Source organism: Flavobacterium erigeronis (assembly GCF_054075165.1).
On record NZ_JBSKGP010000003.1, the window covers coordinates 220,521 to 247,294 of the forward strand.

The 26,774-nt window shown below is 33.4% G+C and carries 25 protein-coding genes; 12 read left to right on the forward strand and 13 right to left on the reverse strand.

The window, feature by feature from the left end:
* Positions 1-48: 48 nt before the first annotated feature.
* The 3 genes from ACWA1F_RS07525 to ACWA1F_RS07535 are packed head-to-tail and all read right to left on the reverse strand — an operon-like array spanning position 49 to position 3,742.
* Positions 49-1,437 (reverse strand): bifunctional UDP-3-O-[3-hydroxymyristoyl] N-acetylglucosamine deacetylase/3-hydroxyacyl-ACP dehydratase, encoded by a 1,389-nt coding sequence (locus ACWA1F_RS07525; protein ID WP_306155230.1) that lies wholly within the window; start codon positions 1,435-1,437, stop codon positions 49-51.
* A complete protein-coding gene (lpxD, locus tag ACWA1F_RS07530) occupies positions 1,430-2,473 on the reverse strand; it encodes a UDP-3-O-(3-hydroxymyristoyl)glucosamine N-acyltransferase (RefSeq protein WP_306155232.1) in 1,044 nt (347 codons plus the stop codon). Before lpxD ends, ACWA1F_RS07525 begins: the two co-directional genes overlap by 8 nt.
* Positions 2,474-2,512: 39 nt before the next feature.
* A complete protein-coding gene (locus tag ACWA1F_RS07535) occupies positions 2,513-3,742 on the reverse strand; it encodes an HD domain-containing protein (RefSeq protein WP_306155234.1) in 1,230 nt (409 codons plus the stop codon).
* Between the two features lie 224 nt (positions 3,743-3,966).
* Here ACWA1F_RS07535 and porX point away from each other — a divergent pair, with 224 nt between their 5' ends.
* From porX to ACWA1F_RS07555, 4 genes are all read left to right on the forward strand, one after another.
* A complete protein-coding gene (gene porX / locus ACWA1F_RS07540; protein ID WP_306155236.1) occupies positions 3,967-5,520 on the forward strand; it encodes a T9SS response regulator signal transducer PorX in 1,554 nt (517 codons plus the stop codon).
* 102 nt (positions 5,521-5,622) lie between these two features.
* A complete protein-coding gene (gene tsaE, locus ACWA1F_RS07545) occupies positions 5,623-6,030 on the forward strand; it encodes a tRNA (adenosine(37)-N6)-threonylcarbamoyltransferase complex ATPase subunit type 1 TsaE (protein WP_456892944.1) in 408 nt (135 codons plus the stop codon).
* A 148-nt stretch (positions 6,031-6,178) separates the two neighbouring features.
* Complete coding sequence (locus tag ACWA1F_RS07550; protein ID WP_306155242.1) at positions 6,179-7,378, forward strand: alanine dehydrogenase; 1,200 nt, start codon at positions 6,179-6,181, stop codon at positions 7,376-7,378.
* A 36-nt stretch (positions 7,379-7,414) separates the two neighbouring features.
* Positions 7,415-7,789 carry a DUF4258 domain-containing protein gene (locus ACWA1F_RS07555; RefSeq protein WP_456892946.1) on the forward strand — a complete coding sequence of 125 codons (375 nt, stop codon included), beginning with the start codon at positions 7,415-7,417 and terminating at the stop codon, positions 7,787-7,789.
* Positions 7,790-7,920: 131 nt separating this feature from the next.
* Here the strand turns inward: ACWA1F_RS07555 and ACWA1F_RS07560 are convergent, their stop codons facing one another.
* Complete coding sequence (locus ACWA1F_RS07560; RefSeq protein WP_456892948.1) at positions 7,921-8,586, reverse strand: uracil-DNA glycosylase; 666 nt, start codon at positions 8,584-8,586, stop codon at positions 7,921-7,923.
* Positions 8,587-8,769: 183 nt separating this feature from the next.
* Between ACWA1F_RS07560 and ACWA1F_RS07565 the strand changes: the two genes are divergently transcribed.
* The 3 genes from ACWA1F_RS07565 to ACWA1F_RS07575 all read left to right on the forward strand — a co-directional run bounded on the left by ACWA1F_RS07565 (position 8,770) and on the right by ACWA1F_RS07575 (position 11,993).
* A complete protein-coding gene (locus tag ACWA1F_RS07565) occupies positions 8,770-10,935 on the forward strand; it encodes an endonuclease MutS2 (RefSeq protein ID WP_456892950.1) in 2,166 nt (721 codons plus the stop codon).
* Positions 10,936-11,231: 296 nt separating this feature from the next.
* Entirely contained in the window at positions 11,232-11,537 is a 306-nt protein-coding gene (locus ACWA1F_RS07570) for a GIY-YIG nuclease family protein (protein ID WP_456892952.1), read from the forward strand.
* Between the two features lie 12 nt (positions 11,538-11,549).
* On the forward strand, positions 11,550-11,993 hold the full coding sequence (locus ACWA1F_RS07575; protein ID WP_456892954.1) for a thiol-disulfide oxidoreductase DCC family protein: 444 nt from the start codon (positions 11,550-11,552) through the stop codon (positions 11,991-11,993).
* A 516-nt stretch (positions 11,994-12,509) separates the two neighbouring features.
* Here ACWA1F_RS07575 and ettA read toward each other — a convergent pair.
* From ettA to holA, 3 genes are read right to left on the reverse strand one after another with little or no spacing between them, the layout of a single operon-like run.
* Complete coding sequence (gene ettA / locus ACWA1F_RS07580) at positions 12,510-14,201, reverse strand: energy-dependent translational throttle protein EttA (RefSeq protein ID WP_306155250.1); 1,692 nt, start codon at positions 14,199-14,201, stop codon at positions 12,510-12,512.
* A gap of 45 nt (positions 14,202-14,246) precedes the next feature.
* Positions 14,247-14,429, reverse strand: coding sequence for a CAL67264 family membrane protein (locus tag ACWA1F_RS07585; protein WP_125720634.1), 183 nt, complete (start codon positions 14,427-14,429; stop codon positions 14,247-14,249).
* A 60-nt stretch (positions 14,430-14,489) separates the two neighbouring features.
* Positions 14,490-15,494, reverse strand: a complete 1,005-nt coding sequence (gene holA / locus ACWA1F_RS07590) for a DNA polymerase III subunit delta (RefSeq protein ID WP_456892957.1) — start codon at positions 15,492-15,494, stop codon at positions 14,490-14,492.
* 94 nt (positions 15,495-15,588) lie between these two features.
* Between holA and ACWA1F_RS07595 the strand changes: the two genes are divergently transcribed.
* From ACWA1F_RS07595 to ACWA1F_RS07605, 3 genes are read left to right on the forward strand one after another with little or no spacing between them, the layout of a single operon-like run.
* Positions 15,589-16,041 carry a type I restriction enzyme HsdR N-terminal domain-containing protein gene (locus ACWA1F_RS07595; protein ID WP_456892959.1) on the forward strand — a complete coding sequence of 151 codons (453 nt, stop codon included), beginning with the start codon at positions 15,589-15,591 and terminating at the stop codon, positions 16,039-16,041.
* Between the two features lie 24 nt (positions 16,042-16,065).
* On the forward strand, positions 16,066-17,085 hold the full coding sequence (locus ACWA1F_RS07600; protein ID WP_456892961.1) for a glycosyltransferase: 1,020 nt from the start codon (positions 16,066-16,068) through the stop codon (positions 17,083-17,085).
* A gap of 32 nt (positions 17,086-17,117) precedes the next feature.
* Positions 17,118-17,951, forward strand: coding sequence for an OmpA/MotB family protein (locus ACWA1F_RS07605; protein ID WP_306155254.1), 834 nt, complete (start codon positions 17,118-17,120; stop codon positions 17,949-17,951).
* Between the two features lie 188 nt (positions 17,952-18,139).
* Here the strand turns inward: ACWA1F_RS07605 and ACWA1F_RS07610 are convergent, their stop codons facing one another.
* Both ACWA1F_RS07610 and ACWA1F_RS07615 read right to left on the reverse strand, forming a co-directional pair.
* Positions 18,140-18,760, reverse strand: a complete 621-nt coding sequence (locus ACWA1F_RS07610) for an L-threonylcarbamoyladenylate synthase (protein ID WP_306155255.1) — start codon at positions 18,758-18,760, stop codon at positions 18,140-18,142.
* A gap of 76 nt (positions 18,761-18,836) precedes the next feature.
* Complete coding sequence (locus ACWA1F_RS07615) at positions 18,837-21,173, reverse strand: ATP-dependent helicase (RefSeq protein WP_456892964.1); 2,337 nt, start codon at positions 21,171-21,173, stop codon at positions 18,837-18,839.
* Positions 21,174-21,441: 268 nt separating this feature from the next.
* Between ACWA1F_RS07615 and ACWA1F_RS07620 the strand changes: the two genes are divergently transcribed.
* A complete protein-coding gene (locus tag ACWA1F_RS07620) occupies positions 21,442-21,729 on the forward strand; it encodes a hypothetical protein (RefSeq protein WP_456892966.1) in 288 nt (95 codons plus the stop codon).
* Here the strand turns inward: ACWA1F_RS07620 and ACWA1F_RS07625 are convergent.
* Positions 21,706-22,005: a hypothetical protein gene (locus tag ACWA1F_RS07625; RefSeq protein WP_456892968.1), complete on the reverse strand. Its 300-nt coding sequence runs from the start codon at positions 22,003-22,005 to the stop codon at positions 21,706-21,708. The genes ACWA1F_RS07620 and ACWA1F_RS07625 overlap by 24 nt on opposite strands.
* A 104-nt stretch (positions 22,006-22,109) precedes the next feature.
* Positions 22,110-22,877: a sulfite exporter TauE/SafE family protein gene (locus ACWA1F_RS07630; protein ID WP_306155257.1), complete on the reverse strand. Its 768-nt coding sequence runs from the start codon at positions 22,875-22,877 to the stop codon at positions 22,110-22,112.
* A gap of 124 nt (positions 22,878-23,001) precedes the next feature.
* On the opposite strand from ACWA1F_RS07630, the gene ACWA1F_RS07635 reads away from it, so the two are divergent.
* Positions 23,002-23,526: a DUF7935 family protein gene (locus ACWA1F_RS07635; RefSeq protein ID WP_456892970.1), complete on the forward strand. Its 525-nt coding sequence runs from the start codon at positions 23,002-23,004 to the stop codon at positions 23,524-23,526.
* Positions 23,527-23,610: 84 nt separating this feature from the next.
* Here the strand turns inward: ACWA1F_RS07635 and ACWA1F_RS07640 are convergent, their stop codons facing one another.
* Both ACWA1F_RS07640 and ACWA1F_RS07645 read right to left on the reverse strand, forming a co-directional pair.
* Positions 23,611-24,519, reverse strand: a complete 909-nt coding sequence (locus ACWA1F_RS07640) for a patatin-like phospholipase family protein (protein WP_306155259.1) — start codon at positions 24,517-24,519, stop codon at positions 23,611-23,613.
* Between the two features lie 187 nt (positions 24,520-24,706).
* A complete protein-coding gene (locus ACWA1F_RS07645) occupies positions 24,707-26,767 on the reverse strand; it encodes a M1 family metallopeptidase (protein WP_456892972.1) in 2,061 nt (686 codons plus the stop codon).
* Positions 26,768-26,774 lie beyond the last annotated feature (7 nt).

A 26,774-nucleotide genomic window follows, 5' to 3' on the forward strand; every position in this document is an offset into this window, starting at 1 on the left:
ATATTCTGATTTGAAGCAACAAACCTAAACAATAAATTTGATAATTTATTATTGTTTTCTTGCTATTTGTGCCATTAATTCAGCCTCAGTTACCAATTTACCATTTGCATAAGCGTTTGCTTGCATATGACAAATTCCTCTTCTGATAGGAGAAATTAACTCACATTTAAAAATTAAAGTATCACCTGGCAATACTTTGTGTTTAAATTTAACATTATCAATTTTCATGAAATATGTCAAATAATTTTCAGGATCTGGAACTGTGCTTAATACTAAAATTCCACCTGTTTGTGCCATTGCTTCAACAATTAATACACCTGGCATAACTGGAGCTTCTGGAAAGTGACCAACGAAGAAATTCTCGTTCATCGTAACGTTTTTCAAACCTACGACGTGACGATCAGACATTTCGATAATTCTGTCAATTAACAAAAATGGAGGTCTATGAGGAAGCATTGCCATAATTTTATGAATATCCATCAGGGGCTCCTGATTTAAGTCATAAGTTGGCACATGGTTTCTCTGCTCTATTTTGATAATTTTAGCCAATTTCTTTGCAAACTGAGTATTTACAAAGTGACCTGGTTTGTTTGCAATAATTTTTCCTTGGATACGAACTCCAATTAAAGATAAATCTCCAATTACGTCAAGTAGTTTATGTCTTGCCGCCTCATTTGGATAATGCAATGTCAGATTATCTAAAACGCCGTTTGGTTTTACAGAAATCTCTTCTTTACCAAAAGCTTTCTTTAAATTTTCCATTGTAGATTCAGAGATTTCTTTATCTACATAAACGATTGCATTGTTTAAATCTCCACCTTTAATAAGTCCGTGCTCTAACAAAGACTCTAATTCGTGAAGGAAACTAAAAGTTCTAGAGCTTGCAATTTCAGATTTAAAATCGGCTAGACTTTTAAGAGTGGCATTTTGAGTACCTAAAACTTTTGTACCAAAATCTACCATAGTTGTAACCTGATATTCGTCGCTAGGCATTACAAGAATTTCGCTTCCTGTAGCTTCGTCTGTAAAAGAGATAACTTCTTTTACAACATAAACATTGCGGCTTGCGTCTTGTTCTTCAATTCCCGCTTTCTCAATTGCTTCAACAAAATATTTTGACGAACCATCCATAATTGGAAGTTCAGAGGCATTCAATTCAATAATGACATTATCCAAATCACATCCAACAACTGCTGCCAAAACGTGTTCAGGAGTTTGAATTTTCACTCCAAGTTTCTCAAGATTTGTTCCTCTTTGAGTATTAACAACATAATTAGCATCAGCTTCAATAACTGGTTGACCTTGCAAATCTACTCTTACAAAAGTGAAACCATTATTAACGGGTGCAGGCTTAAAAGTCATTGTAACTTCTTTTCCAGTGTGTAAACCAACTCCTGTTAGCGAAATTTCATTTTTGATGGTCTTCTGTTTAACCATTATTTCCATTTTTTGGGTTTATTATTTGTTTTTTTAATTCTTCAACTTCAGCCACAATTTTAGGCAGATTCTTAAAATGAACATACGATTTATTAAAATCGGTATATCCAAGAGACGGAGTTCCTTGTAAAACTTCATCGTCTTTAATGTTTCTGGCTACACCCGACTGCGCTTGAAGCCTAACATTATTACCTATTGTTAAGTGGCCTGCAATACCTACTTGTCCACCAATCATACAGTTTTCGCCAATTTTTGTAGAACCCGCAACACCACTTTGAGCAGCTATCACAGTATTTTTTCCAATTTCTACATTGTGCGCAATCTGAATCTGATTGTCTAGCTTCACTCCTTTTCTAATAACTGTAGAACCAAGTGTTGCTCTGTCTATCGTAGTATTAGCGCCAATATCTACGTTATCTTCAATAATAACATTTCCAATTTGCGGCACTTTACTGTATTCGCCATTTTCGTTTGGAGCAAATCCGAAACCATCAGCGCCGATAATAACGCCAGAATGTACCGTACAATTGTTTCCAATAACAGTTTCTGAATAAATTTTAGCACCAGCAAAAATGAATACATTATCGCCAATAACAACGTTATCGCCAATAAAACTGTTTGGATAAATTTTTACATTATCACCTAAAACTACATTTTGTCCAACATAACTAAAACTTCCCAAATATAGATTTTCGCCATATTTAGTTCCTTCAGACATAAATGACTGAGGCTCGATGCCCGTTTTATTTAATTTGACTTGATTATAAAAGTGTAAAAGTTTAGAAAACGCTGCATAAGCATCTTCCACTTTAATTAGTGTAGTTGTAATTTCCTGTTCTGGAATAAAGCTTTCATTAACAATTGTTACTGTCGCTTTTGTAGTATATATATAATTGATATACTTAGGATTAGCCAAAAAAGTAAGCGATCCCTCGTCTCCTTCTTCGATTTTAGAAAGCTTAGAAACTTCTGCATTGGGATTCCCAACAACTTCTCCTTCTAAAATTCCTGCTATTTGTTCTGCTGTAAATTTCATCGCGACAAAAATATAAAAAATAGGATTTAAATGTTAATTTTATATAAGTTGTTTTGGGAAACAGATATAATATTTTGTTACCAATTTAGATAACGATTTCAAATTCAGCTGGTCAGAAGCTTCAACAACATCCTCAATTGTTTTATCTTTTTTCAAAATACGGATAGGTTCTGCTTCTTTACTATACGCCTGATTTTTAATTTTTCCTCTAAAAATAAAATATCCTGCATCCAATTGCGAAATATGATGCTTATTGGCAAACTGCTCTTTTAAAGACTGAGATTCCTCCATAGAGACTTTCTCTGCACTCATTTTAATTTTAAGTAAATCTCTATTAATAATCATTTTACTCAAAGTGCTCAAGACAAAATCATCATGTCTCTGCCAAGTTTTTAGAGCGCTAATAATATCAAAATCATCTAATTGCGAAAACAAATCCAACTTCTCGGCATCAAAATCTTCAAGTGTTACTTTATTGTGCATAAAATAAGAAAGCGGCTCGCTGCAAGGAAGATCTACTCCTTTTAAAACCAGTTCTTTGGCTCTTTTTAAGACTTTCATTAAAATTAACTCGGCAACCAAACTTGTTTTATGCAAATAAGCCTGCCAGTACATTAATCTTCTAGAAAGCAGAAATTTCTCTACAGAATAAATTCCTTTTTCTTCGATTACCAAAACATCATTTTCAACATTCATCATCTGAATCAAACGTTCAGAATTTACATTTCCTTCAGCAACTCCCGTATAAAAACTATCACGTTTCAAATAATCCATTCGATCCATATCCAATTGGCTCGAAATTAATTGCAGCATGAATTTTCTATGATATTCTCCTTTAAAAACCTGAATCGCCAAACTTAATCTTCCGTCAAACTCATCATTTAACTGATTCATAAACAGTAGTGAAATGGCTTCGTGATGTACATCTTCGACAATACTTTTTTCCATTGCATGCGAAAATGGGCCATGTCCTATATCGTGAAGTAAAATGGCGATTAAAAGCGCATTTTCTTCCTCTTCAGAAATTACAACATCTTTAAAACGAAGCGTATCGATCGCTTTTTTCATCAAATGCATACATCCTAAAGCGTGATGAAAACGGGTATGATTGGCTCCTGGATACACCAAATATGATAATCCCATTTGAGAAATACGGCGTAGACGCTGAAAATAAGGATGCTGAATTAAATCGTAAACCAGCTCGTTCGGAATCGTTATAAATCCATATATAGGATCGTTGAATATTTTTAATTTATTGATCTGAGTCACAGTCTGGTTATTTTTTTGGTCAACAAATATAAGTAAATAAGTATAAAGAGTCTGGTGTTTTTTACTTAAAAATCATAATCGAAATTATCATGATTATCAATAAAATACATTTAAAAATGTTAAAATGCAAAATAAATTCATGCATCTTGTTTGGCAATTTTATACTATTTTTAATACTTTTTAAGTTCTATAACTTTAAATTGCAGTAAAAATTAAATTGATTTATGGATAAGATAAAAATACTTTGGGTCGACGATGAAATCGATCTTTTAAAGCCACACATATTATTTCTAGAAAAAAAGAATTACGAAGTTACTACTTGCAATAATGGTCTTGACGCGATTGCTTTGTTTGAAGAAGATAATTTTGATATTGTTTTTCTAGATGAAAACATGCCTGGAATGAGCGGATTAGAAACGCTTTCTGAAATGAAAGAAAAAAAATCTGCTATTCCGATGATTATGATTACCAAAAGCGAAGAAGAGTATATAATGGAAGAAGCCATTGGTTCTAAAATCGCTGATTATTTGATCAAACCAGTAAATCCGAATCAGATTCTTTTGAGTTTGAAGAAAAATCTAGACGATTCGAGATTAATTACCGAGAAAACCACTTTGGATTACCAGAAAGAATTCAGAAAAATTTCGATGGAATTGGCAATGGTTAATTCTTATGAAGACTGGATCGAATTATATAAAAAATTGCTTTTTTGGGAATTAAAACTAGAAGACATCAACGATACAGCGATGATTGAAATTTTAGAATCTCAGAAAGTCGAAGCCAATTCGCAATTCGGAAAATATATCGAAAGAAACTATGAAGACTGGTTTGAGCCAAAAGCAGAAAAACCAATTATGTCTAATACTCTTTTTAAAGAATTGGTAGTTCCTGAAATTAAAAAGAAAGACAAACCTATTCTGTTTGTGGTTATTGACAACTTGCGTTATGACCAATGGAAGTCTTTTGAAACTGTAATTTCAAACTATTATAAGCTAGAAAAAGAAGTTCCGTACTACTCTATTCTTCCAACTGCCACGCAATATGCGAGAAATTCAATTTTTTCTGGTTTAATGCCTTTAGAAATGGAAAAAAAGCATCCTGAATATTGGAAAAATGATGTTGAAGACGGAGGAAAAAACCTTTATGAAGCAGAATTTTTATCGGCTCAATTAAAACGTCTAGGTTTAAATATTAAAGAAGATTATTTTAAAATTACGAATTATTCTGGCGGAAAAAAATTAGCAGAAAACTTCAAAGCCTTAAAAGGAAATGACTTAGTAACGGTAGTTTACAACTTTGTTGATATGCTTTCGCATGCTAAAACAGAAATGGAAGTGGTAAAAGAATTGGCCTCAGACGATAAAGCCTATCGTTCTTTAACTCTAAGCTGGTTTAAAAATTCTCCACTATTGGAAATTATTCAGCAGGCACAACTTTTAGGTTTCAAACTGATTTTAACAACAGATCACGGAACAATAAATGTAAAAAATCCGTCGAAAGTTGTAGGAGATAAAAATACAAGTCTGAATCTGCGTTATAAAACTGGCCGCAGTTTAACTTACGAACAAAAAGATGTGTATGTAGTAAAAGAACCTAAAACAATTGGTTTGCCTGCGATAAACATGAGCAGTTCGTTTATTTTTGCCAAAAATGATTTCTTTCTGGCTTATGTAAACAACTATAATCATTATGTGAGTTATTACAAAAACACCTATCAGCATGGAGGAATTTCATTAGAAGAAATGATTATTCCGTTCTTGGTTTTTAATCCTAAATAATTGTTTAGCCACTAATTTCACGAATTGCACGAATTATTTTTGAATTGATAATAGTCAATTCGTGAAAATTTGTGAAATTCGTGGCAAATAAAAAAGACTACAATGACGATCACTTTTACTTTAGATCAAATCAAGGAAACTGCTGAGCAGATTTTAGCTTCAAACCCTCAGAAAATTATTCTTTTTAATGGAGAAATGGGTGTTGGAAAAACGACTTTAATCAAGCAATTATGCAAGAGTTTAGGAATTACAGACGCAACCAGCAGTCCAACTTTTTCTCTAGTAAACGAATATCAGATTCCGAACGGCAAAAAAGTCTATCATTTTGATTTTTACAGAATTAAACAAGAAACTGAAGCGCTAGATATGGGTGTTGACGATTATTTGTATTCTGGAAATTGGTGTTTTATCGAATGGTCTGAAAAAATTGAAAGCTTAATCCCAGAAGAACATTCTACAATTAATATTGAATTGCTTTCAGACGGAAAAAGAGAATTGAAATTAGTTTAATCCTTTGACGAACTTCTTAAAAAAGATATAGATAAGCTTTATTGAATGTTAAAACATTTCTTAACATTCCACCTAGAGTATTAGCAGAATTTTTGCATTAATTTTAAATCTTTTTACGTAATTTGTACCCTTAATTTTTGCACTATCCATGTCAATCACGTTAACTCCATTTACAAAACAACAATTAATACCGCAGGAAGAAAAACTTGAGGTTGGTCGTTTTAAAAGAGAACTTTTTATAGGAATTCCTAAAGAGACAAGTTACCAGGAACGCCGTATCTGTCTTACGCCCGATGCTGTGAATTCGTTAACGTACGAGGGACACCGCGTTATGATTGAATCTGGAGCCGGAGAAAGTTCGAGTTATACCGATAAAGAATATGCAGATGCCGGTGCAGAAATTACAAAAGATACTAAAAGAGTTTTTGGCTGTCCGTTTCTATTAAAGGTAGAACCGCCAACATTGGCAGAAATCGAGATGATTAATCCGGAAACGGTTATTATTTCTGCTATTCAGCTAAAAACCAAAAAGAAAGAATACTTCGAAGCATTGGCAAAAAAGAAAATTACAGCCTTAGCTTTTGAATATATTAAAGATGAAGATGGATCTTATCCCGCTGTAAAATCTTTAAGCGAAATTGCAGGAACTGCTTCAATCCTTATTGCTGCTGAATTAATGATCACGGACGAATTCGGAAAAGGTCTTTTGTTTGGAAATATTACTGGTGTTCCTCCTACTGAAGTTGTGATTTTAGGAGCTGGAACTGTAGGTGAATTTGCTGCCAAAACCGCTATTGGATTGGGCGCGAACGTAAAAGTTTTTGATAATTCGATTACAAAACTACGTCGTCTTCAAAACAATTTAAACCAAAGAATTTTTACTTCAACTATACAGCAAAAAGGTTTATTAAAAGCTTTAAGACGTTGTGATGTGGCTATTGGCGCTATGCGAGGCAAAGAACGCTGCCCGATTGTAGTAAATGAAACAATGGTAGAACACATGAAAAAAGGTGCCGTAATTGTTGATGTCAGCATCGATACCGGTGGTTGTTTCGAAACTTCGGAAGTCACTACTCATGAAAAACCAACTTTTATAAAAAACAATGTACTGCATTACTGCGTACCTAATATACCTTCACGATATTCCAAAACTGCTTCATTATCAATCAGTAACATCTTGACACCTTATCTGCATCAGATAGCCGAAGATGGTGGTATCGAGAGCGCCATTCGCTGCAATAAAGGCCTTAAAAACGGAATCTATCTTTATCACGGAATCCTAACAAATAAAGCAATTGGCGACTGGTTCGATTTACCAGACAACGATATTAATTTACTTGTATTTTAAGGGAACTTTAATGTACCTTTGCAAAAAAATTATTTCATGAAGTTCGTACACCGTTTTGCATATTATCTGATTGGTCTCGTAATGGGATGTTTTATTGTATCAGGATTTTTTATTGGAAAAGACACCCGTTGCAATTATTTTCCAAACGCAAGAGTTTTAAATAATCTTAGAACAAAACCTTTTCAATATTCACCAAAAGCCATTCAGACTCTAAACGAAAAATGGGTGGACACAGCAGATGTCAAAAATACTTTAACTTACGGAGATGTTGATTTTGACCAAAGTAATGTTCCAACAAAAGGAGGGAAACTTTATATCATTGAAGGCAAAACAGTTAAAGATCAAGAAATTATTCTAAAAGTAGTAAACTACGAGAATAAAGCTGTTTTAGAAGAAATCGTAAAAAAATAAAATAAAAAAATCTTTTGTTTCTCGCAGATTCAAAAGATTTTTTTTAACTAAAGAATATTTCTCGCAAAGTCACAAAGACACAAAGTTTTTTACCTTTGCCTCTTTGTCACTCTGAAACTTTGCACCTTAAATTACCATTCTATCTCTTTCAATCCTTTCGATTTCAAAAAATCATTAGTTTGAGAAAAATGTTTATTTCCAAACCAAAAACCTCTATTTGCGCTTAAAGGCGAAGGATGTCCAGATTTTAAAATATGATGTTTTGAAGCGTCAATCAAAGCCGCTTTCTTTTGAGCAAAACCTCCCCAAAGCAAGAAAACCACATTTTCTTTTTCAGCAGAAATTTGTTTAATTACAGCATCAGTGAATTTTTCCCAACCTTTTCCTTGATGGCTTCCAGCTTCAGATTGTCTAACCGTTAAAGTTGCGTTTAAAAGAAAAACGCCTTGATCTGCCCAACGTTCCAAATTTCCAGTTTTAGGAAGCGGTTTTCCCAAATCTGTTTCGATTTCTCTAAAAATATTGTATAAAGAAGGCGGAAAAGGAATTCCGTCATTTACAGAAAAACACAAACCATTGGCCTGATTAGGCCCGTGATACGGATCTTGCCCAATGATAACTACTTTTACTTCGTCAAAATGACAATGGTCAAAAGCTGAAAAAATCTGGTTCCCTTTTGGGTAACAAATTTTTGTCGCGTATTCTGATTTTACAAATTCAATTAAATCGTTGAAGTATGGTTTTTCGAATTCTTCATTCAAAACAGGTTTCCAAGAAGAATGCATTTTTACGTCCATAATTTTTTTTATGCGAATTTCAGAAATAATTACCTAAAATCATATCCCTAAAAAGAAAAACATCAAAAATCGAAAGTAAAAAATTAAAACGACAGCAAAGAAAAAAACTCATAATTCATAACTCATAATTCACAATTGATGAATGTTTTCGTACTTTTGCTTTTGCTTTCATAAAGAAAATAAATGATCAGTATTACCGAAAAAACATTACAAGACTTACAATTTCCAACTGTTCTAGAAACCATTTCAGATGGTTGCAACACCGACATTGGAAAAGAAAAGGCTTTACAGATAAAACCATTTAGAGATAAAGAAGAATTAATGCAATCTTTGATGCAGACATCGGAGTATGTATCTTCTTTTCAAAACAATAACGCAATTCCGAATCACGGATTTGACGCAATCTCGCACGAAATTAAATTTCTTGCTATTGAGGACAGTTTTCTTGAAGTAGGAAGTTTTAGAAAAATTGCCAATCTTTCTGCAACAACAAATGTGTTGCTGAATTTCTTAAAAAAATTCGATGATTATTATCCAAATTTAAATGCAAGAGCTTCTCGCGTTGAATTGACCAAAGATATTATCACGGCAATTGACGCAATTGTAGACAAATACGGAGAAATTAAAGATAATGCCTCTCCCGCTCTGTCTGGTATTCGCCAAAATATGAATTTGGTTCGCGGGAAAGTAAACCAAAGCTTTGGTGTGGCTTTGACTCAATATAATAGTTTAGGATATTTGGACGATATTAAAGAAAGTTTTGTTCAAAACCGTAGAGTTTTAGCCGTTTTAGCGATGTATCGTCGTAAGGTAAAAGGCTCAATTTTAGGAAGTTCTAAAACTGGAAGCATTGCTTATATCGAGCCTGAAGCTACTTTGAAATATTCTCGAGAATTAGCCAATCTGGAATACGAAGAGAAAGAAGAAATTACTAGAATTTTAAAAAATTTGTCGAATGTAATTCGTCCGTATCTTCCTTTACTAATTGAATATCAAGACTTTTTAAGTGATATTGACGTAGTTGCCGGAAAAGCAAAATATGCAAACCGAATCAACGGGATTTTACCTGCAATTACAGACGAAAGAAGATTATTTTTTAGAGAAGCGTATCATCCGATTTTGTATTTGAACAACAAGCAAAAACAAGAAGTTACGCATCCGCAGACAATCGAACTAAAACAAGAAAACAGAATTATTGTCATTTCTGGTCCAAATGCTGGAGGAAAAACCATTTCCTTAAAAACAGTTGGATTATTGCAATTAATGCTGCAATCTGGAATTTTGATTCCAGTGCACGAAAGAAGCGAAACATTCTTATTTGACAGAATATTGACAGACATTGGAGACAATCAATCTATTGAAAATCACTTAAGTACATATTCTTATCGTTTAAAAAACATGAATTATTTCTTAAAGAAATGCAACAAAAAAACCATGTTCTTAATTGACGAATTTGGTACAGGTTCTGATCCTGAATTGGGTGGAGCTTTGGCTGAAATTTTCTTAGAAGAATTTTATCACCGTGAAGCTTTCGGAATTATCACAACACATTATTCTAATTTAAAAATTCTTGCCAACGAATTGCCATACGCAACAAATGCGAATATGATGTTCGATGAAAAGTCACTTGAACCAATGTACAAATTAGCTTTGGGTCAGGCGGGAAGTTCGTTTACTTTTGAAGTAGCACAGAAAAATGGAATTCCGTTTGGATTGATTAATCGTGCGAAAAAGAAAATCGAAGTTGGAAAAGTTCGTTTTGACAAAACCATTGCTACGCTTCAAAAAGAGAGATCGAAATTGGAAAAAACTTCTTTAAATCTAAAAGAGGAAGAAACCAGAGCGCGTGAGGAAAGTAAAAAGATGGAAAACATCAATACTAAAATTCAGCAGAAATTGGAAAGCTATCAAGAATTATACGATAGTAATCAAAAGATAATTTACATCGGGCAAAAAATAGATGATATTGCTGAAAAATATTTCAACAATAAAAACAAGAAAGAACTGATTGGTGAATTTTTGAAAATTGTTGAGATTGAAAATTCGAAACGCAAAAAAGCGACTCCGAAAGAAGTAAAAGCAAAAGTTGAAAAACAAAAAGAAATTATTGCTGAAGTACAGGTAAAAGTTGAAGAAATTCGAAAAGAGAAAAAAGAGAAGAAACTCAAACCTGTAGTAGAAAAACCAAAACCGATTTTAAAAATTGGTGACCGAGTTAGAATGCTTGATGGAAGATCTGTTGGAAGTATCGATTCTATCGAAAAAAATAAAGCAACTGTTAATTATGGTATTTTTACTTCGAAAGTAAGTTTAGACGAATTGGAATTGGTTGAAGCTGTAAAAAAATAATTTTTCAGTTCTAAATTGAGTTAAAAATCGCTAAAATTAAAATAAAACGATTTAAAGAAATATTTTCATTTTAACACAAAAGAAGGTCGACAAATTTTAAAATCAGCTTAAAATTGATTTATAAAAGCCGTTTTTGATTTGTAAAAATTATTACATATTAAAAATCAATAATAAAAAATTATAAATAATACAAATCTTACAATTATTTTATTTTCGTTAGTTTTGTCATTGCGAGGAACGAAGCAACCTCACTAAGGTTAGATAAAACTCACAATTGCAAAATAAATTGAAGAAAAATGAAACCAGGATTTGTATACATCATAACAAATAAGTATCAAACTGTTGTCTACGTCGGAGTAACATCAAATCTTCCGAAAAGAATTTTAGAACATAAAAACAAAAAATATCCAAAATCATTTTCTGCGCGATATAATATCAATATTTTAGTTTATTATGAACAATTTCAGTGGATTGAAGAGGCAATTGGAAGAGAAAAACAAATAAAAGCAGGTTCAAGAGAAGCAAAAAACAATTTAATTCGTTCTTTAAATCCAACCTGGAAAGATCTATTTGAAGAAATAGAAAACATAATGATTCTATAATAACAAATTGTAATGGATAAACATCATGAGATTGCTTCGTTCCTCGCAATGACTGCAAAAAATAAAAAAATAATTCTTTTTGACGGAGTTTGTAATCTCTGCAGTTCTGCTGTACAGTTTATCATCAAACACGATAAAAAAGATATTTTTAGATTTGTCGCATTGCAATCAGATTTAGGAATTTCCATTTGCAAACATTTGGGAATCAGTTTTTCTAAAATGGATAGTATTATTTTATACAATCCCGGAACAGCTTATTTTTATAAATCTTCTGCTGTTATCGAAATCGCGAAAAATTTTGGCGGGCTTTGGAAATTAACTCCAATTTTTAGAATTGTACCAATTTTTATAAGTGACCGAATTTATGATTACGTTGCAAAAAATAGATACAATTGGTATGGCAAAAAAGAAAGCTGCATGATTCCTACTCCGGAATTGAAAGCTAAGTTTCTTTAGACTTATCCTCATTTTTTGTCATCCCGAGGAACGAGGGATCTCCGCACGAAACTCTACAAAGATTGACGATTTTGATTGCGGAGTTACTTACGGAGATCCCTCGTTCCTCGGGATGACAAACTAGACGAAAAAACAAAACGTTTAAAAAACAAAAATCCAGAGTCCAACTTCGTTTTCCTTTTTTTTGTCATTTCGAACTAAGAGAGAAATCCTCGCAAGAAACTCTACAAAGATTGGCGATTTTGATTGCGGAGTTTCTTGCGAAGATCCCTCGTTCCTCGGGATGACAAACTAAACGTAAATGTTCTTATGAAAAGAGTTTCCTAGCCCCGATAGAAGTGAAAATCCTTTTTTATTTTTTCTTTAAAAATAAAAAAGATTGTAACGGATAGCGGGATTAGCTCCTAAAAAAATATTTGGTTTTGTAAGAGAAATTGAAATGACAAACTAAATAAAAAAATCCCAAATTCACATCAATTGGAATTTGGGATTTTTTATTTGAAATTTGAAAAGAATTTATCTAATCAATTTTCTGTATTTCAAACGTTTCGGAGTTAAATCACCACCAAGACGTTTCTTTTTGTTTTCTTCATAATCAGAGAAACTTCCTTCGAAGAAATAAACTTCAGAGTTTCCTTCAAAAGCTAGAATGTGTGTACAAATTCTATCTAAGAACCATCTGTCGTGAGAAATAATTACAGCACAACCTGCAAAATTTTCCAAACCTTCTTCTAGTGCGCGAAGTGTGTTTACGTCAAGGTCATTTGTAGGCTCATCCAGCAAAAGTACGTTTCCTTCTTCTTTCAAAGTCATTGCTAAGTGAAGTCTGTTACGTTCTCCACCAGATAGCATTGACACTTTTTTGTTTTGCTCACCACCGCCAAAGTTGAAACGTGATAAATAAGCTCTTGAGTTCACTTGCTTTCCTCCCATCATAATCAATTCCTGACCATCTGCAAAGTTTTCCCAGATTGATTTATTCGGATCAATATTAGAGTGAGACTGGTCTACGTAAGCGATTTTTACTGTTTCTCCAACAGAAAATTCTCCGCTATCAGTAGCTTCTTCTCCCATAATCATTTTGAAAATAGTAGATTTACCAGCACCGTTTGGCCCAATAATTCCAACAATACCCGCTTGTGGTAAAGTGAAGTTCAAATTATCGTATAATAATTTATCGCCAAAAGCTTTGGCAACATTTTTCGCTTCAATAACATTTGTTCCCAAACGAGGACCATTCGGAATATAGATCTCTAGTTTTTCGTCTAGCTGTTTTTGATCTTCATTTAATAATTTGTCGTAGTTCTGTAAACGTGCTTTTTGTTTTGTCTGACGTCCTTTTGCACCTTGACGTACCCAATCCAACTCACGCTCTAAAGTTTTTCTACGTTTAGAAGCTACTTTTTCTTCTTGAGCTAAACGATTTGATTTTTGATCTAACCAAGAAGAATAGTTTCCTTTCCACGGAATACCTTCTCCTCTATCTAACTCTAAAATCCATCCAGCAACGTTATCAAGGAAATAACGGTCGTGCGTTACTGCAATTACAGTTCCTGAATATTGCGCTAAGTGCTGCTCCAACCAAAGAACTGACTCAGCGTCAAGGTGGTTGGTAGGCTCATCCAAAAGCAATACGTCTGGCTGTTGCAATAACAAACGGCATAAAGCCACACGACGGCGCTCTCCACCAGAAAGGTTTTTAATTGGCGTATCTCCTTCCGGAGTACGCAACGCATCCATCGCAATTTCTAGTTTGGTATCGATTTCCCAAGCTCCAAGCGCATCAATTTTGTCTTGTAATGCTGCTTGGCGATCCATCAATTTATCCATTTTGTCTGGATCAGAATAGTTTTCTTCAAGACCAAACAAATCATTGATGTCGTTATATTCTTTAAGAACAGCCATTGTTTCAGCTGCACCTTCACGAACAATTTCTATAACTGTCTTAGAATCATCAAGAATTGGTTCTTGCTCTAAATAGCCTACTGTATAACCAGGTTGAAAAACGACATCACCTTGATAGTTTTTATCAACTCCTGCAATAATTTTTAAAAGCGAAGATTTTCCAGAACCGTTAAGTCCCAAAATACCAATCTTAGCACCATAAAAGAAACTTAAATAAATGTTCTTAAGAACCGGCTTATCTGCTCCTTGATAGGTTTTACTCAATTTCTGCATTGAGAAAATTACTTTCTTATCGTCTGACATTTTTTATTTTTTATTATAATTATTTATTTCTTTTTTGAATTTTATTTAAACTCTTCCTTTCAAAGCATTGAAAACCCAAGCATTAGCAAAAAAGCCAACTCCTACAGCACCAAATCCCCAGCCCGAAACATCACTGTATCTAAAGATTCCAAGACCTATAAGCAACAATCCCATAAGTACCATTATAAAAGTAGCCCATCCTAAAATGGTGTTTTTATTCATTCCCATAATTGTATAAATATTTTTAGTGCAAAATTTTAGAAAAGCAAATATCGTGATTTTAATGGCTTAATTAAAAATTTTATACAGCATTTCTTTCAGCAAATCTGCCTGCGATAAAGCATTGGCTCCCACACCTTTACTTTTAACATCAATATCTCGCAAAGCACCAACAATATGACTCACTTTTCGCATTGGGTAGTTTTTTACGGCTAAATCGTATTCTTTTAAGAAATACGGATTTACGCCAAGCGCCGAAGCGACATTTTTAGGACTTTTATCTTTTAATCCGTGGTATTTTAGAAGCTGAACGAAAAAACCGAATACCAAACCTGTTGTCATAACCAAAGGGTATTCTTTCGGATTGTGTGCAAAATTCTCTGCTATTTTGTATGCTTTCAACTGATTACGTTCTCCAATTGCTTTTCGAAGTTCGAACACATTATAATCTTTACTAAAACCAATATTTTCTTCAATATGTTCAGCGGTAATCATGGTCCCTTTCGGTAGAATAATCTGCAACTTTTCTAGCTCATTATTGATTTTACTTAAATCTGTTCCTAGAAATTCCACTAGCATGGCATTAGCTTTTGGATCAATAGTATATTTTTTTCCGGCTAGAACACGTTTAATCCAATCTCCTACTTGATTTTCGTATAATTTTTTACTTTCATAAACTACACCTTTTTGCGCCAGTAGTTTAGTAACTTTTTTACGTTTATCGAGCGTTTTATATTTATAACAAAAAACCAATACAGTGGTCTGCATCGGGTTATCTACATACGACTCAATTTTATCAATTGTTCTTGATAAATCTTGCGCCTCTTTTACGATAACAACTTGACGTTCAGCCATCATCGGATAGCGCTTGGCCGTTGAAATAATATCGTCTACAGAAACATCTCTTCCGTATAAAACTGTCTGATTAAAACCTTTTTCTTCTTCGGCTAAAACATTACCTTCAATATATTCCGATAACTTATCTATATAATAAGGTTCTTCACCCATCAAGAAATAAATCGGTTTAATATCTCCGGCTTTAATATCATTAACAATTTTTACTACTTCGTCCATTTAATTTTGTTTCAAGTCTAAAGTTTCAAGTTTAAAGTTCCAATAACTTGAAACTTTAAACTTGAAACCTGAAACTATTTTATATTTTTGCTTTATGTTAAAGCTAAATTTTCCTTCTTATACTTTCCGATTCAAAAATAGCGAAAATAAAGTGTCTATTTTTGATGAAATCAGGAAAAAATTTATAATTCTTACGCCAGAAGAATGGGTTCGTCAGCATGTTGTTCATTATTTGATGCATGAAAAAAAATACCCCAAATCGCTCATTAATGTAGAGAAAGTTTTAACAGTCAACGGATTAAGAAAACGTTACGATGTTGTCGTATTTAACTCCAATGGTTCTATACATATATTAGTAGAGTGCAAAGCGCCAGAAGTTAAAATCTCTCAGGCAACTTTTGATCAAATTGCGCGTTACAATATGACAATGCAGGCACGGTTTTTGAATGTCACAAACGGACTAAACCATTTTTATTGTCAAATGGATTTTGAAAACGAAAAATATGAGTTTTTGAGAAACCTGCCAGACTATAAAGAAAACCATTAACAAAGAATAAATAATTAAGTACTTTTGGATAAAATAGCAGTTGTAATTTTAAATTGGAACGGAGTAAAATTGCTAGAGCAGTTCTTACCATCTGTTATTCAGTTTTCAGAAGGCGCAGCAATTTATGTTGCTGACAATGATTCTACGGATAATTCTGTTGCATTTGTCACAGAAAATTTTCCCACTATAAAAATTGTAAAAAATTCAGGCAATCACGGCTTCGCAAAAGGCTATAATGATGCTTTGAAACATATTGATGCAGAAATATATGCATTAGTAAACTCAGATATAAAAGTTACAGAAAACTGGCTTCAACCTATCCTTGATACTTTCGAAAAAGAAAAGCACACGGCTATTATTCAGCCTAAAATTCTTGATTTTAAAAACAAGGAATATTTTGAATATGCAGGTGCTGCCGGCGGTTTTATTGACAAATACGGTTTTCCTTTCTGCAGAGGAAGAATATTTGAAACTATTGAAAAAGACAACGGCCAATACGATGATAATGCTGAATTGTTCTGGGCTTCTGGAGCTTGTTTTTTCATTAGAAAAAACATCTATCATGAACTAGGCGGTTTTGACGAAAGCTTCTTTGCACATCAGGAAGAAATAGATTTATGCTGGCGCGCTGCAAATGAAGGACATATTATAAAATACAACTACCAATCTGTTGTTTACCACGTTGGCGGTGCCACATTGCAACAGGGAAATCCTAAAAAAACGTATCTGAATTTTAGAAATTCATTGTTAATGCTGGTCAAAAATCTGCCTTCAAGAGGATTATTTTTTGTGATTTTTTTCCGCATGGTTCTAGATGGAATTGCAGGTATCCGTTTTCTTACACAGGGTAAAATCGGGCATACTTTTGCCATTTTGAAGGCACATTTCTCTTTTTATTGCTTATCTTTAAAATATTTAAAAAAACGTAAAGATTTTCAAATACAGCAATACTATACGGTGAAAAGCATCGTTTTCCTTTATTATATCAGGAAATTGACCTTATTTAAAGAAATCTTTAACAGTATTCAAAATATTAAAAACTAAATTTGTAATCAAGTCTAATTAAAATTAAATTTATGAGAAAAATAGTTATCGCACTATCAGTATTAATGGCCCTAACATCATGTGTTTCTAAAAAGAAATATGCTGAGTTAGAAGCTAAAAACAAAGAGACTCAAGATTTGTTAAACTCATGTACTGTAAAATTAAATACGTGCTTAGAAGAAAAAGCTGGATTAGCTGCTACAGCTGAAAGCTACAAACAGCATAATCAAGATCTTATCAATAGTTCAAAAGATTTAACAATCTTAACTACTAAAGGTGCTGAAAACCTTGAAAAATCTCTTGAAAGTTTAAAAGAAAAAGATTTGAAAATCTCTAGACTTCAAGATGCGCTTACTAAAAAAGACAGTGTAACTTTAGCTTTAGTGACAAGCTTAAAAGGTGCTGTTGGAATCAACGATCCAGACATCGAAATCAATGTTGAAAAAGGAGTTGTATTTATCTCTATCGCTGATAAATTATTATTCAAAAGCGGTAGCTATGAAGTAAGCGACAAAGCAAAAACTGTTTTAGGAAAAGTTGCTAAAGTTGTAAACGATAAGCCAGATTTCGAATGTATGGTTGAAGGTCACACTGATAACGTACCATACAAAAGCAACGGAATTATCTTAGACAACTGGGATTTAAGTGTTAAGCGTTCTACTTCTATCGTTCGTGTATTAACAAACGATCTTGGTGTTAACCCAGCAAAATTAATTGCTGCTGGTAGAAGTTCTTACGTGCCATTGGTACCAAACGACACTGCAGAAGACAAAGCTCGTAATAGAAGAACTCGTATCGTAGTTATGCCAAAAATCGATCAATTCTATGATATGATTGAAAAAGAAATGAAAAAACAACAAAAATAATTAGTTGTACATCATTATAAAAACAGAAAAAGCAGGTCTTACGACCTGCTTTTATGTATCCTTAATTTTGTTTTTAATAACCAATTAAATATAAATCAAGAATAGCATTATTTTTAAGTAACTAACTAAATTTTAACAAAATAAAGTTACTCATAATTTCTGTACTTTTATACTTTTAGTGTATTTTTTTACAAAATATCAATATCACCCTTACCTTCTCTTACGATAACTGGCTCATGTTCAGAAAGATCAATAATTGTTGATCCCACATTATCTCCATAGCCTCCATCGATTACCATATCTACAAGATTCTGCCATTTCTCAAAAATCAATTCTGGATCTGTAGTATATTCTATCACATCATCTTCATCACGAATAGAAGTCGAAACAACTGGATTTCCTAACTGACGAACAATTTCTAATATGATATTATTGTCAGGAACACGAATACCTACTGTCGTTTTCTTTTTAAACTCTTTTGGAAGACTATTATTTCCAGGCAAAATAAAGGTATACGGCCCTGGTAAAGCTCTTTTCAAGATCTTGAATGTAGAAGTATTAATCTGTCTCACATAATCTGATAGATTACTTAAATCATGGCAAATAAATGAAAAGTTAGCCTTTTCTAATTTAACTCCTTTTATTTTAGCAATTTTTTCTAAAGCTCTCGAATTGGTAATATCACAGCCCAAACCATAAACAGTATCTGTCGGATAAATTACCAACCCGCCATTCTGAAGCACTTTTACCACTTTTGCAATAGCAGCTTCACTAGGTTTATCTGGGTATATTTTTATAAATTCAGCCATGTTTTTTGTTTTAAGTTTAAGGTTTTAAATTTCATGCTTATTAAAGTTACGAAATACTTCGAACTTAAATTTACATTTATCCCACTACATCAAGTTTGGCAAATCGTAACAGCAATTTCTTTAATCCGCCTACTTCAAATTTAATTTCAGCTTTTCTGTCTGCTCCTACACCTTCAAGATTAATCACTTCCCCTTTACCAAAACGTTCGTGCATTACAATATTTCCTACCGTCAATTTACTGTCAAATAAATTTGAATTTCCATTTGATGGTGCATTTCCAGAAACTGGTTTTAGCTTACGAATATTCAAATCTGGTTTCGGCTCGTTGCTAGTAATATGAGCAGGCGGAGTTCCGCCAACGGGTTTATTTAACCTTAATTTTGATTTATCTACATCGCCAAAAATATCACCGTCAATTGGTGATTTATAACGATAATTGGTTTCTGATGGCGTCAAATATTCTAAAAATTGACCGTCAATTTCTTCAATAAAACGAGACGGTTCGCTGTCTGTCAATTTCCCCCAGCGGTAACGCGACTGAGCATACGTCAAATACGCTTGATGCTCTGCACGAGTTAAGGCTACGTAAAACAATCGGCGTTCCTCTTCTAGTTCGCTTCTCGTACTCATACTCATGGCAGAAGGAAACAAATCTTCTTCCATTCCCACCACAAATACATGCGGAAACTCCAATCCTTTTGCTAAGTGAATTGTCATCAGAGCCACACGATCATCATCGTTGGTATCTTTATCTAAATCTGTTGCCAAAGCCACATCTTCCATGAATTCAGAAAGTGCACCTCTTGCTCCATCAATTTCTCTCTGTCCTTCAACAAAATCTTTAAGACCGTTTAAAAGCTCTTCGATATTCTGAATTTTTGCCATTCCTTCTGGAGTAGCATCTTTTTTCAATTCCTGAACCAAACCCGTTTTCTTGGCAACGTGATCGGTAACATAAAAAGCATCCTGATTCTGATCGATAACTTGAAAACTCTGAATCATAGTCACAAAATCCTTTAATTTGTTTTTTGTTCCCGCATTCAGTTTCAAATCGATTTTATCAATATTCACCATTACTTCCCAAATCGAACGTTTGTAATGATTGGCCGCAATAGTTAATTTTTCTACTGTTGTATCTCCAATTCCACGCGCCGGATAATTGATTACACGAATCAAAGCCTCTTCATCTTTCGGATTCAGAACCAAACGCAAATAGCATAAAACGTCTTTAATCTCCTTACGCTGATAGAAAGACAATCCACCATAAATTCTATACGGAATATCACGTTTTCTCAACGCATCCTCCATTGCACGCGACTGTGCATTGGTGCGGTATAAAATCGCAAAAGCGCCATTATGCAACTGATTTTGCATTTTCTGCTCAAAAATAGTACTTGCTACAAAACGCCCTTCTTCAGCATCTGTCAAACTTCTATGAACCTTAATTCTTGGTCCAAAATCGTTAGCTGTCCAAACTACTTTATCCAGTTTCGTTTTGTTATGCTCCATCACCGTATTTGCGGCTTCTACAATATTTCGAGTCGAACGGTAATTTTGCTCCAAACGGAACATTACCACGCCCTCATAATCTTTCTGGAAATTCAAAATATTGTTGATGTTCGCACCACGGAAAGCATAAATACTCTGCGCATCATCTCCAACCACACAAATATTCTGAAATTTATCAGACAAAGCCCTAACAATCAAATATTGAGAGTGGTTTGTATCTTGGTACTCATCAACCAGAATATAGCGGAAACGGTTTTGATATTTGGCCAAAACTTCTGGAAAACGAGTTAGCAATTCATTGGTTTTCAACAACAAATCATCAAAATCCATTGCTCCAGCTTTGAAACAGCGTTCTACATATTGCTGATAAATCTCCCCTAATCTTGGTCGTTTCGCCATAGCATCGGCTTCGACTAATTCAGGATTATTAAAATACGCTTTAACCGTAATCAAGCTGTTCTTATAACTAGATATACGTCCTAAAACCTGTTTTGGTTTATAAATGTCTCGATCCAGCTGCATTTCTTTGATAATCGAAGAAATCAATCTAGCCGAATCCTGAGAATCGTAAATGGTAAAATTGGAAGGATATCCTAAATGATCAGATTCTGCACGAAGAATACGGGCAAATATCGAGTGAAAAGTTCCCATCCAAAGATTTTTAGCTTCAGATGCTCCCACAATATCCGAAATCCTGTGTTTCATTTCGCGCGCCGCTTTATTGGTAAACGTCAGCGACAAAATATTAAAAGCATCAATTCCCTGATGCATCAAATAAGCAATTCTAATCGTTAAAACTCTGGTTTTTCCAGAACCTGCACCAGCGATAATAATCATTGGCCCGTCTTTCTTTAAAACAGGCGCTCTCTGCGCTTCGTTGAGCTGGTCAATATATTTTTGCATGAAATTTTCTCCTTTTAGGCAAAAATAGCAATTAAAGATGGAAAAAGAAAGCTCCTAAGATGCTAAGCTACTAAGGCTCTAAGTTTTTTTTGAAGCCAAACAAAAGGCATTTTACTAAGCATGGTTTCCCGCTTTCGGCTATATCTCTCCGCTCCGCTACGAGGATACCGCCTCAATCGGGGCTAGAAAACAAACAATTGAAATAAAAAAAGAAAGAAAAATCTTATATTATTAAAGTTGTTTTATATTTGAAACTTAATTCTCAAATATGAAAATCGAATTAACAGAAATTGCTAAAACAACTTTCAGTCAAATCATTAGTCACTATACTGAATCTAAAGCGTCTGAATTTTCAAAAAAGACCGTATCAATTATAGAAATTATATCTCAAAATAATCATATAGGGTCTAGACATAAGAAAACAGCATTTCGTAAGTTTTTAATATCACATCAAGTTTATTTATTTTACAAAATTGAAAAACAAATACTATACATTATTATATTTTGGGATAACAAAAGAAATCCTGTTGATTTAGAAATTATACTTAGCTCTTAATTCATTTTTGAAATCTTGGAAATCTATAGTTCTTCCGGCCTTGATATCTTCTTCACCTTTTTGAAGCTGTTGAATCAAAATTTCTTCTGGAAACAGCAAAGTCGTTATTAGTTTTACTTCTTGATGCGTAAATGTTTTCGATCTTAATTTTCTATAGTATGTGGCATGTTTTAAACCTAACTTTTGCATAAAAAACTCAGCTTTAAAATAGGATTTGTTTATTAGCTCAGGCAAGCTATCAACATATTTCTCGTAACTTTCAACCATTTCTATCATTTTTTGATACTTTTTATATCATTAAACAACAAATATAAATCAAAAAAACAAGAAAAAATAAGAAAACCCTCAAAACTTCTTAGAATCTTAGCTCCTCAGAAGCTTCATTTAAAAAACACATCATAAGCAAATCGAATCAAAGTCCCGACAACCACAATCAGAAAGAAAATTCGAATAAATCCGTTTCCTTTATTAATAGCCAATTTTGCGCCAAGCCATCCGCCGAGTCCGTTGCTTATAGCCATCGGAATTGCAATAGTCCAAATGATTTTTCCTTTAATCATAAACAAACAAATCGAACCGAAATTGGTTGCTAGATTTACCATTTTGGCATTCGCGGAAGCGTGAAGAAAATCAAACCCTAAAAGTGCAATAAAAGCCACAACAAAAAAACTTCCCGTTCCTGGCCCGATAAATCCGTCGTAAAAACCGATTATTATACTAATTACAACTGCATAAAATATTTGTGTCGTTGCCGAATGATCTTTAGCAACGTGCTGTCCGAAATTTTTCTTGGCATAAGTATAAATAAACAACAAGGATAAAACCACCAGCAAAAGCGGTTTCATAAAATCATTGCTGACCAACGTTAAGATTGTAGAACCTAAAAATGCCGACGGAACCGCCAGACACATCATAATAATTAAGAGTTTCCACTGAATCACTACTTTTTTCAAATACTGAAAAGCTGCAAAAGCAGTTCCGCTAAAAGCTGGAATTTTCAACGTTCCAACTACAGTTGAAACAGGAAGATTAGGCAATAAAATTAATCCCATCGGAGTTTGGATTAATCCACCTCCACCAACAATGGCGTCAATAAATCCTGCAGCAAAAGCCGCCAAACAAAGTAAAAGTATTATGTATGAATCCATTAAAAAGATATTTCGGTCTCCGTAAAAAACAAGTTGCAAAAGTACGTCTTCCTTTTTGTTTATTACCAAAAATTTAAAGTTGATTTTTGATCAAAAAGTATATTTTTGCTTAAAAATTATTCCAATGGATTTCAACAAAATAATAGAACTTGCGAGTTATACTTTACCAGCCTTAGTTACAGGAGTTGTAGCGTATCGTTTCTTTGAATTACACATTAAAAACAATGACAGAAAACGTGCTTTTTTATTAAACAAACAAGCACATAAAGAGTCGCTGCCAATACGTTTACAAGCCTACGAACGCATGACTTTGTTTTTGGAACGTATTAATCTGACTAAACTTTTAATTAGAGTTGCACCAATTTCACCGTTAAAACATGATTACGAAAATTTCTTGATCGACCAAATTGAACAGGAGTTTGAACACAACTTAACACAGCAAATTTATGTTTCTGAAGAATGCTGGACTATCATTACAACTGCAAAAAATGCAACAATACAAATGATTCGTAAAGCCGCTATGAGCGAAAAAGTCGAAAACGCTGATAAACTTCGCGAAGTTATTTTGAATGATTTATTAGAAAAACAATCACCAAGTAATGCCGCTTTGAGTTTTATTAAATCTGAAGTTGCAGACCTTTGGTATTAGAATAATTTTAGATTGTTGATTTTAGATTTTAGATTCTCAACGTTCATCAGTATAATCTAAAATCTAAAATCTGCAATCTTAAATCTAAATTAATATCTTATTGTCGCTCATCGTTTCAGACTTATTCTGAGCATATTCGTAACCTTGTTCCCACCATTCTTTCATTACCTCTTTATTAAAAATCAACGCATTATCAGTCAATTTTATTGGAGTATAATATAAATTTAATTTCACATTTTTATTATTTGCCATAAGTTTTCCTATAGCAATATCGTGTTTTTCTACTTGATCCAAAGCAATTCGGAACAAATCGATCATTAGTGAAAACGGATTTTTACCGATAACCGTTTTAGTCGTATTTACTTCTGTTTCTAGCACAATCACATCGATTTCGGTCGCGCCACGGTTTATGGCCTCGCGAATTGGAACCAAGCTTGAAAATCCGCCGTCACCATATTCACAATTGTTTTTTTCGACTAAACTCATAAACGGAACATAGTTGCTCGAAATCCAAGACCATTCGCAAAACTCTTCATACGTACAATCTTTTACCGATTTATATTCTGATTCGTTTTTGGTAAAATTGGTTACCGTAACGATAACATCGGTTTTGAGCTTTTTGAGTTTATTAAAATCAGAAATAGAAAAATTGTTCTGAATGTATTTTTTCAAGCCTTTGCTTTCTCCAAAAGTTCGTTTTCCTTTAAAAAACTGGCGTATTACATTAAAGTGATTGATTGTCACAATATCAACTCCATCCTTAGTTTTTACAACAAACGGACAAATATTAAAAATACTCGACATGGTTACATTAGTATATACAGAATGTATTTTTTTAATATGGCCGAGAGCTAAATGCGGAATGAGCAAACTTCCTGTCGAAGTTCCTAAAAACAAATCGTATTCGTGTCTTTTTTCTTCTATTAAATACTGGGCAACACCGCCGGCAAAAGCGCCTTTACTGCCGCCACCTGAAATAACCAATGCTCTCATAAATTGTAATGTAGATTTTGTTTTTGGGATTATTTTTTTTAGAGAATAGAGATAAGAAGCAAGAAGAAAGACTTCTTTACTCTTGTTTCTTGCCTCCAATATCTATATTCTATATTCTATTCTCTTTTATCTATTTCTCAGCATTTCTTATCTTTCTTCTTGAATCTTGCTTCTACTCAAGTCTAATTTACTCTTTCAACAAGCGATTCAATTGGAACTGCTCATCGGGTGTCAAATTAGGCAAAATTCTATTAAAAGAAGCACGCATTTCAGGATTTTTTAACAGAACTCTAATAGTATCTCTACCAAATTTTGAAAACTGCCACATATGGTGTGTAGTGGCGCCAACTAAATTACTCAAAACCTGATCGTTAATGATTTTAAAAGCAATCAGTTTTTCTAAAGCATTTTGTCTAGTTGTCGCTTCATATTTGGTGGACGAAAATGCAATTAATTCGTTTACCAGAGTATCTTGATCACTACTGTAATTTGGGGTTGATAGAACAAGAGATAGCCATAAAGTTCTTAGGTTGTAATCGTTGAAACCAATCCAATTTTTAGATTTATCCAAATATGCTGTTCGATGATCTGGAAAATTTCGCCATAACCAATACAACGCTATTTCTTGTGTCTGATAAGATTTATCATCCAGAAGTGTTTCGTAATTTGTTCGAAAATCTTCTGGAATTTTAGTTAAGGATCCCGCAAGATTTTGACGGACAACAATATTATTAGTTTGCATTGCCAAAAGCAAAAGAGCCTTTTTGTCTTCATATTTTTCATTTTCTAACTGATCGACAACAGCTGTTTTTACCGATTGATATATATCTGATTCTAAAGTGCTTTTCAAAATAGCAACTTTTTCAGCCAAAGGTGTTTTTTTCAGTTTATCGATTTCTAAACGCTTTTGAATCGTTTTATTTTTACTCAATAATGCATTTGCTGTCGGCGTATCAAAAACAGTTGATTCTAGCCAGGTTTTCTGAAATTTTTCCAAATCAAAATCAGAGACTTTTTTAATCTCGTCAAAGAATTTCTGCGTGTTTACCGTTTGGTAAGCATATTTGGTGAGATAATTTTTAATTGCTTTTTTAAAGGCTTTATCTCCGATTGATTCATGCAGAACAAACAATGCCCAAGCTCCTTTTTCATAAAAAGTAAGCGAACTGGCTTTTGCGTTCAAAACTGGAATGGTGTCGGTACGAGAAGCAAATTTAATCTGCTGGGCAGTATCGTACAGTTTAGAATAAAAATAATCTTCTCCATAAATTTCCCTTTCTGCTAGAAGCGCAAAATAAGTTGCAAATCCTTCCTGAAGCCAATGATGCGTACTGCTTTCAGCCGTAATTAAATCGCCAAACCAATGATGTGCCAATTCGTGCGCGTCTACATTAGTATAATTTCTGTCGCAAAAACCAATTGAATCTACTACATAACGCGTCGCAAAAAGTGTGGACGTTGTATTTTCCATTCCTGCATATAAAAAGTCTCTCACTGGAATCTGTCTGTTAATTTTCCAAGGATATTTTACACCAATTTCTTTTTCAAGGAAATCAAAAATTCGTTTCGAATAACGATACGTTGGCTCAAAACGATCCGCATCTTTAGGCTCGTAATAATATTCTAAAGGAATTTTGCTTTTTGATTTAAATTCTTTTTTATCAAATTTTCCGATAGCCAGCATCAACAAATAGGAACTCATAGGTTTTTCCATTTGAAATTGCCAGTGATTTAGATTTCCGTTTGTTGTTTTTTCTTTTAAAATTCCGTTTGCAACTACCTGATATGTGGCATCATAAGAAATTCCGAGATTAAAAATCAGTTTCTCGTTTACATCATCAAAACTAGGAAACCAATTGCTGGTATATCTTCCCTGCCCTTGTGTCCAAATCTGCATTTCATCATTTTCCATTTCAACAAAGTACAATGCCTGTTTTGGTTTTGCCGTGTAACTGAAAGTCAAATGATTCAGCCCTTTTTTGAACGGAAAAATCAATTTCAATTCTTTGTTGGTATTAAGATACATGATTTCTTTTTCATCGATTTTTACATTCGAAAATCCCATATTTTTTGCGTCAAGCGAAATAGTGTCAATATCCTGCAAAACCTCAAATTGAAAATCTACGGTTCCAGAAATCATTTTTTCTTTCGGATTTAATGTTAATTGACCCGAAACAGATTTGAAATCAACAAATTTTGTTTGCTGTGCAAATAGAATGCTGGTGAAGAATAGAAAAATGTATTTCATTGAAAAT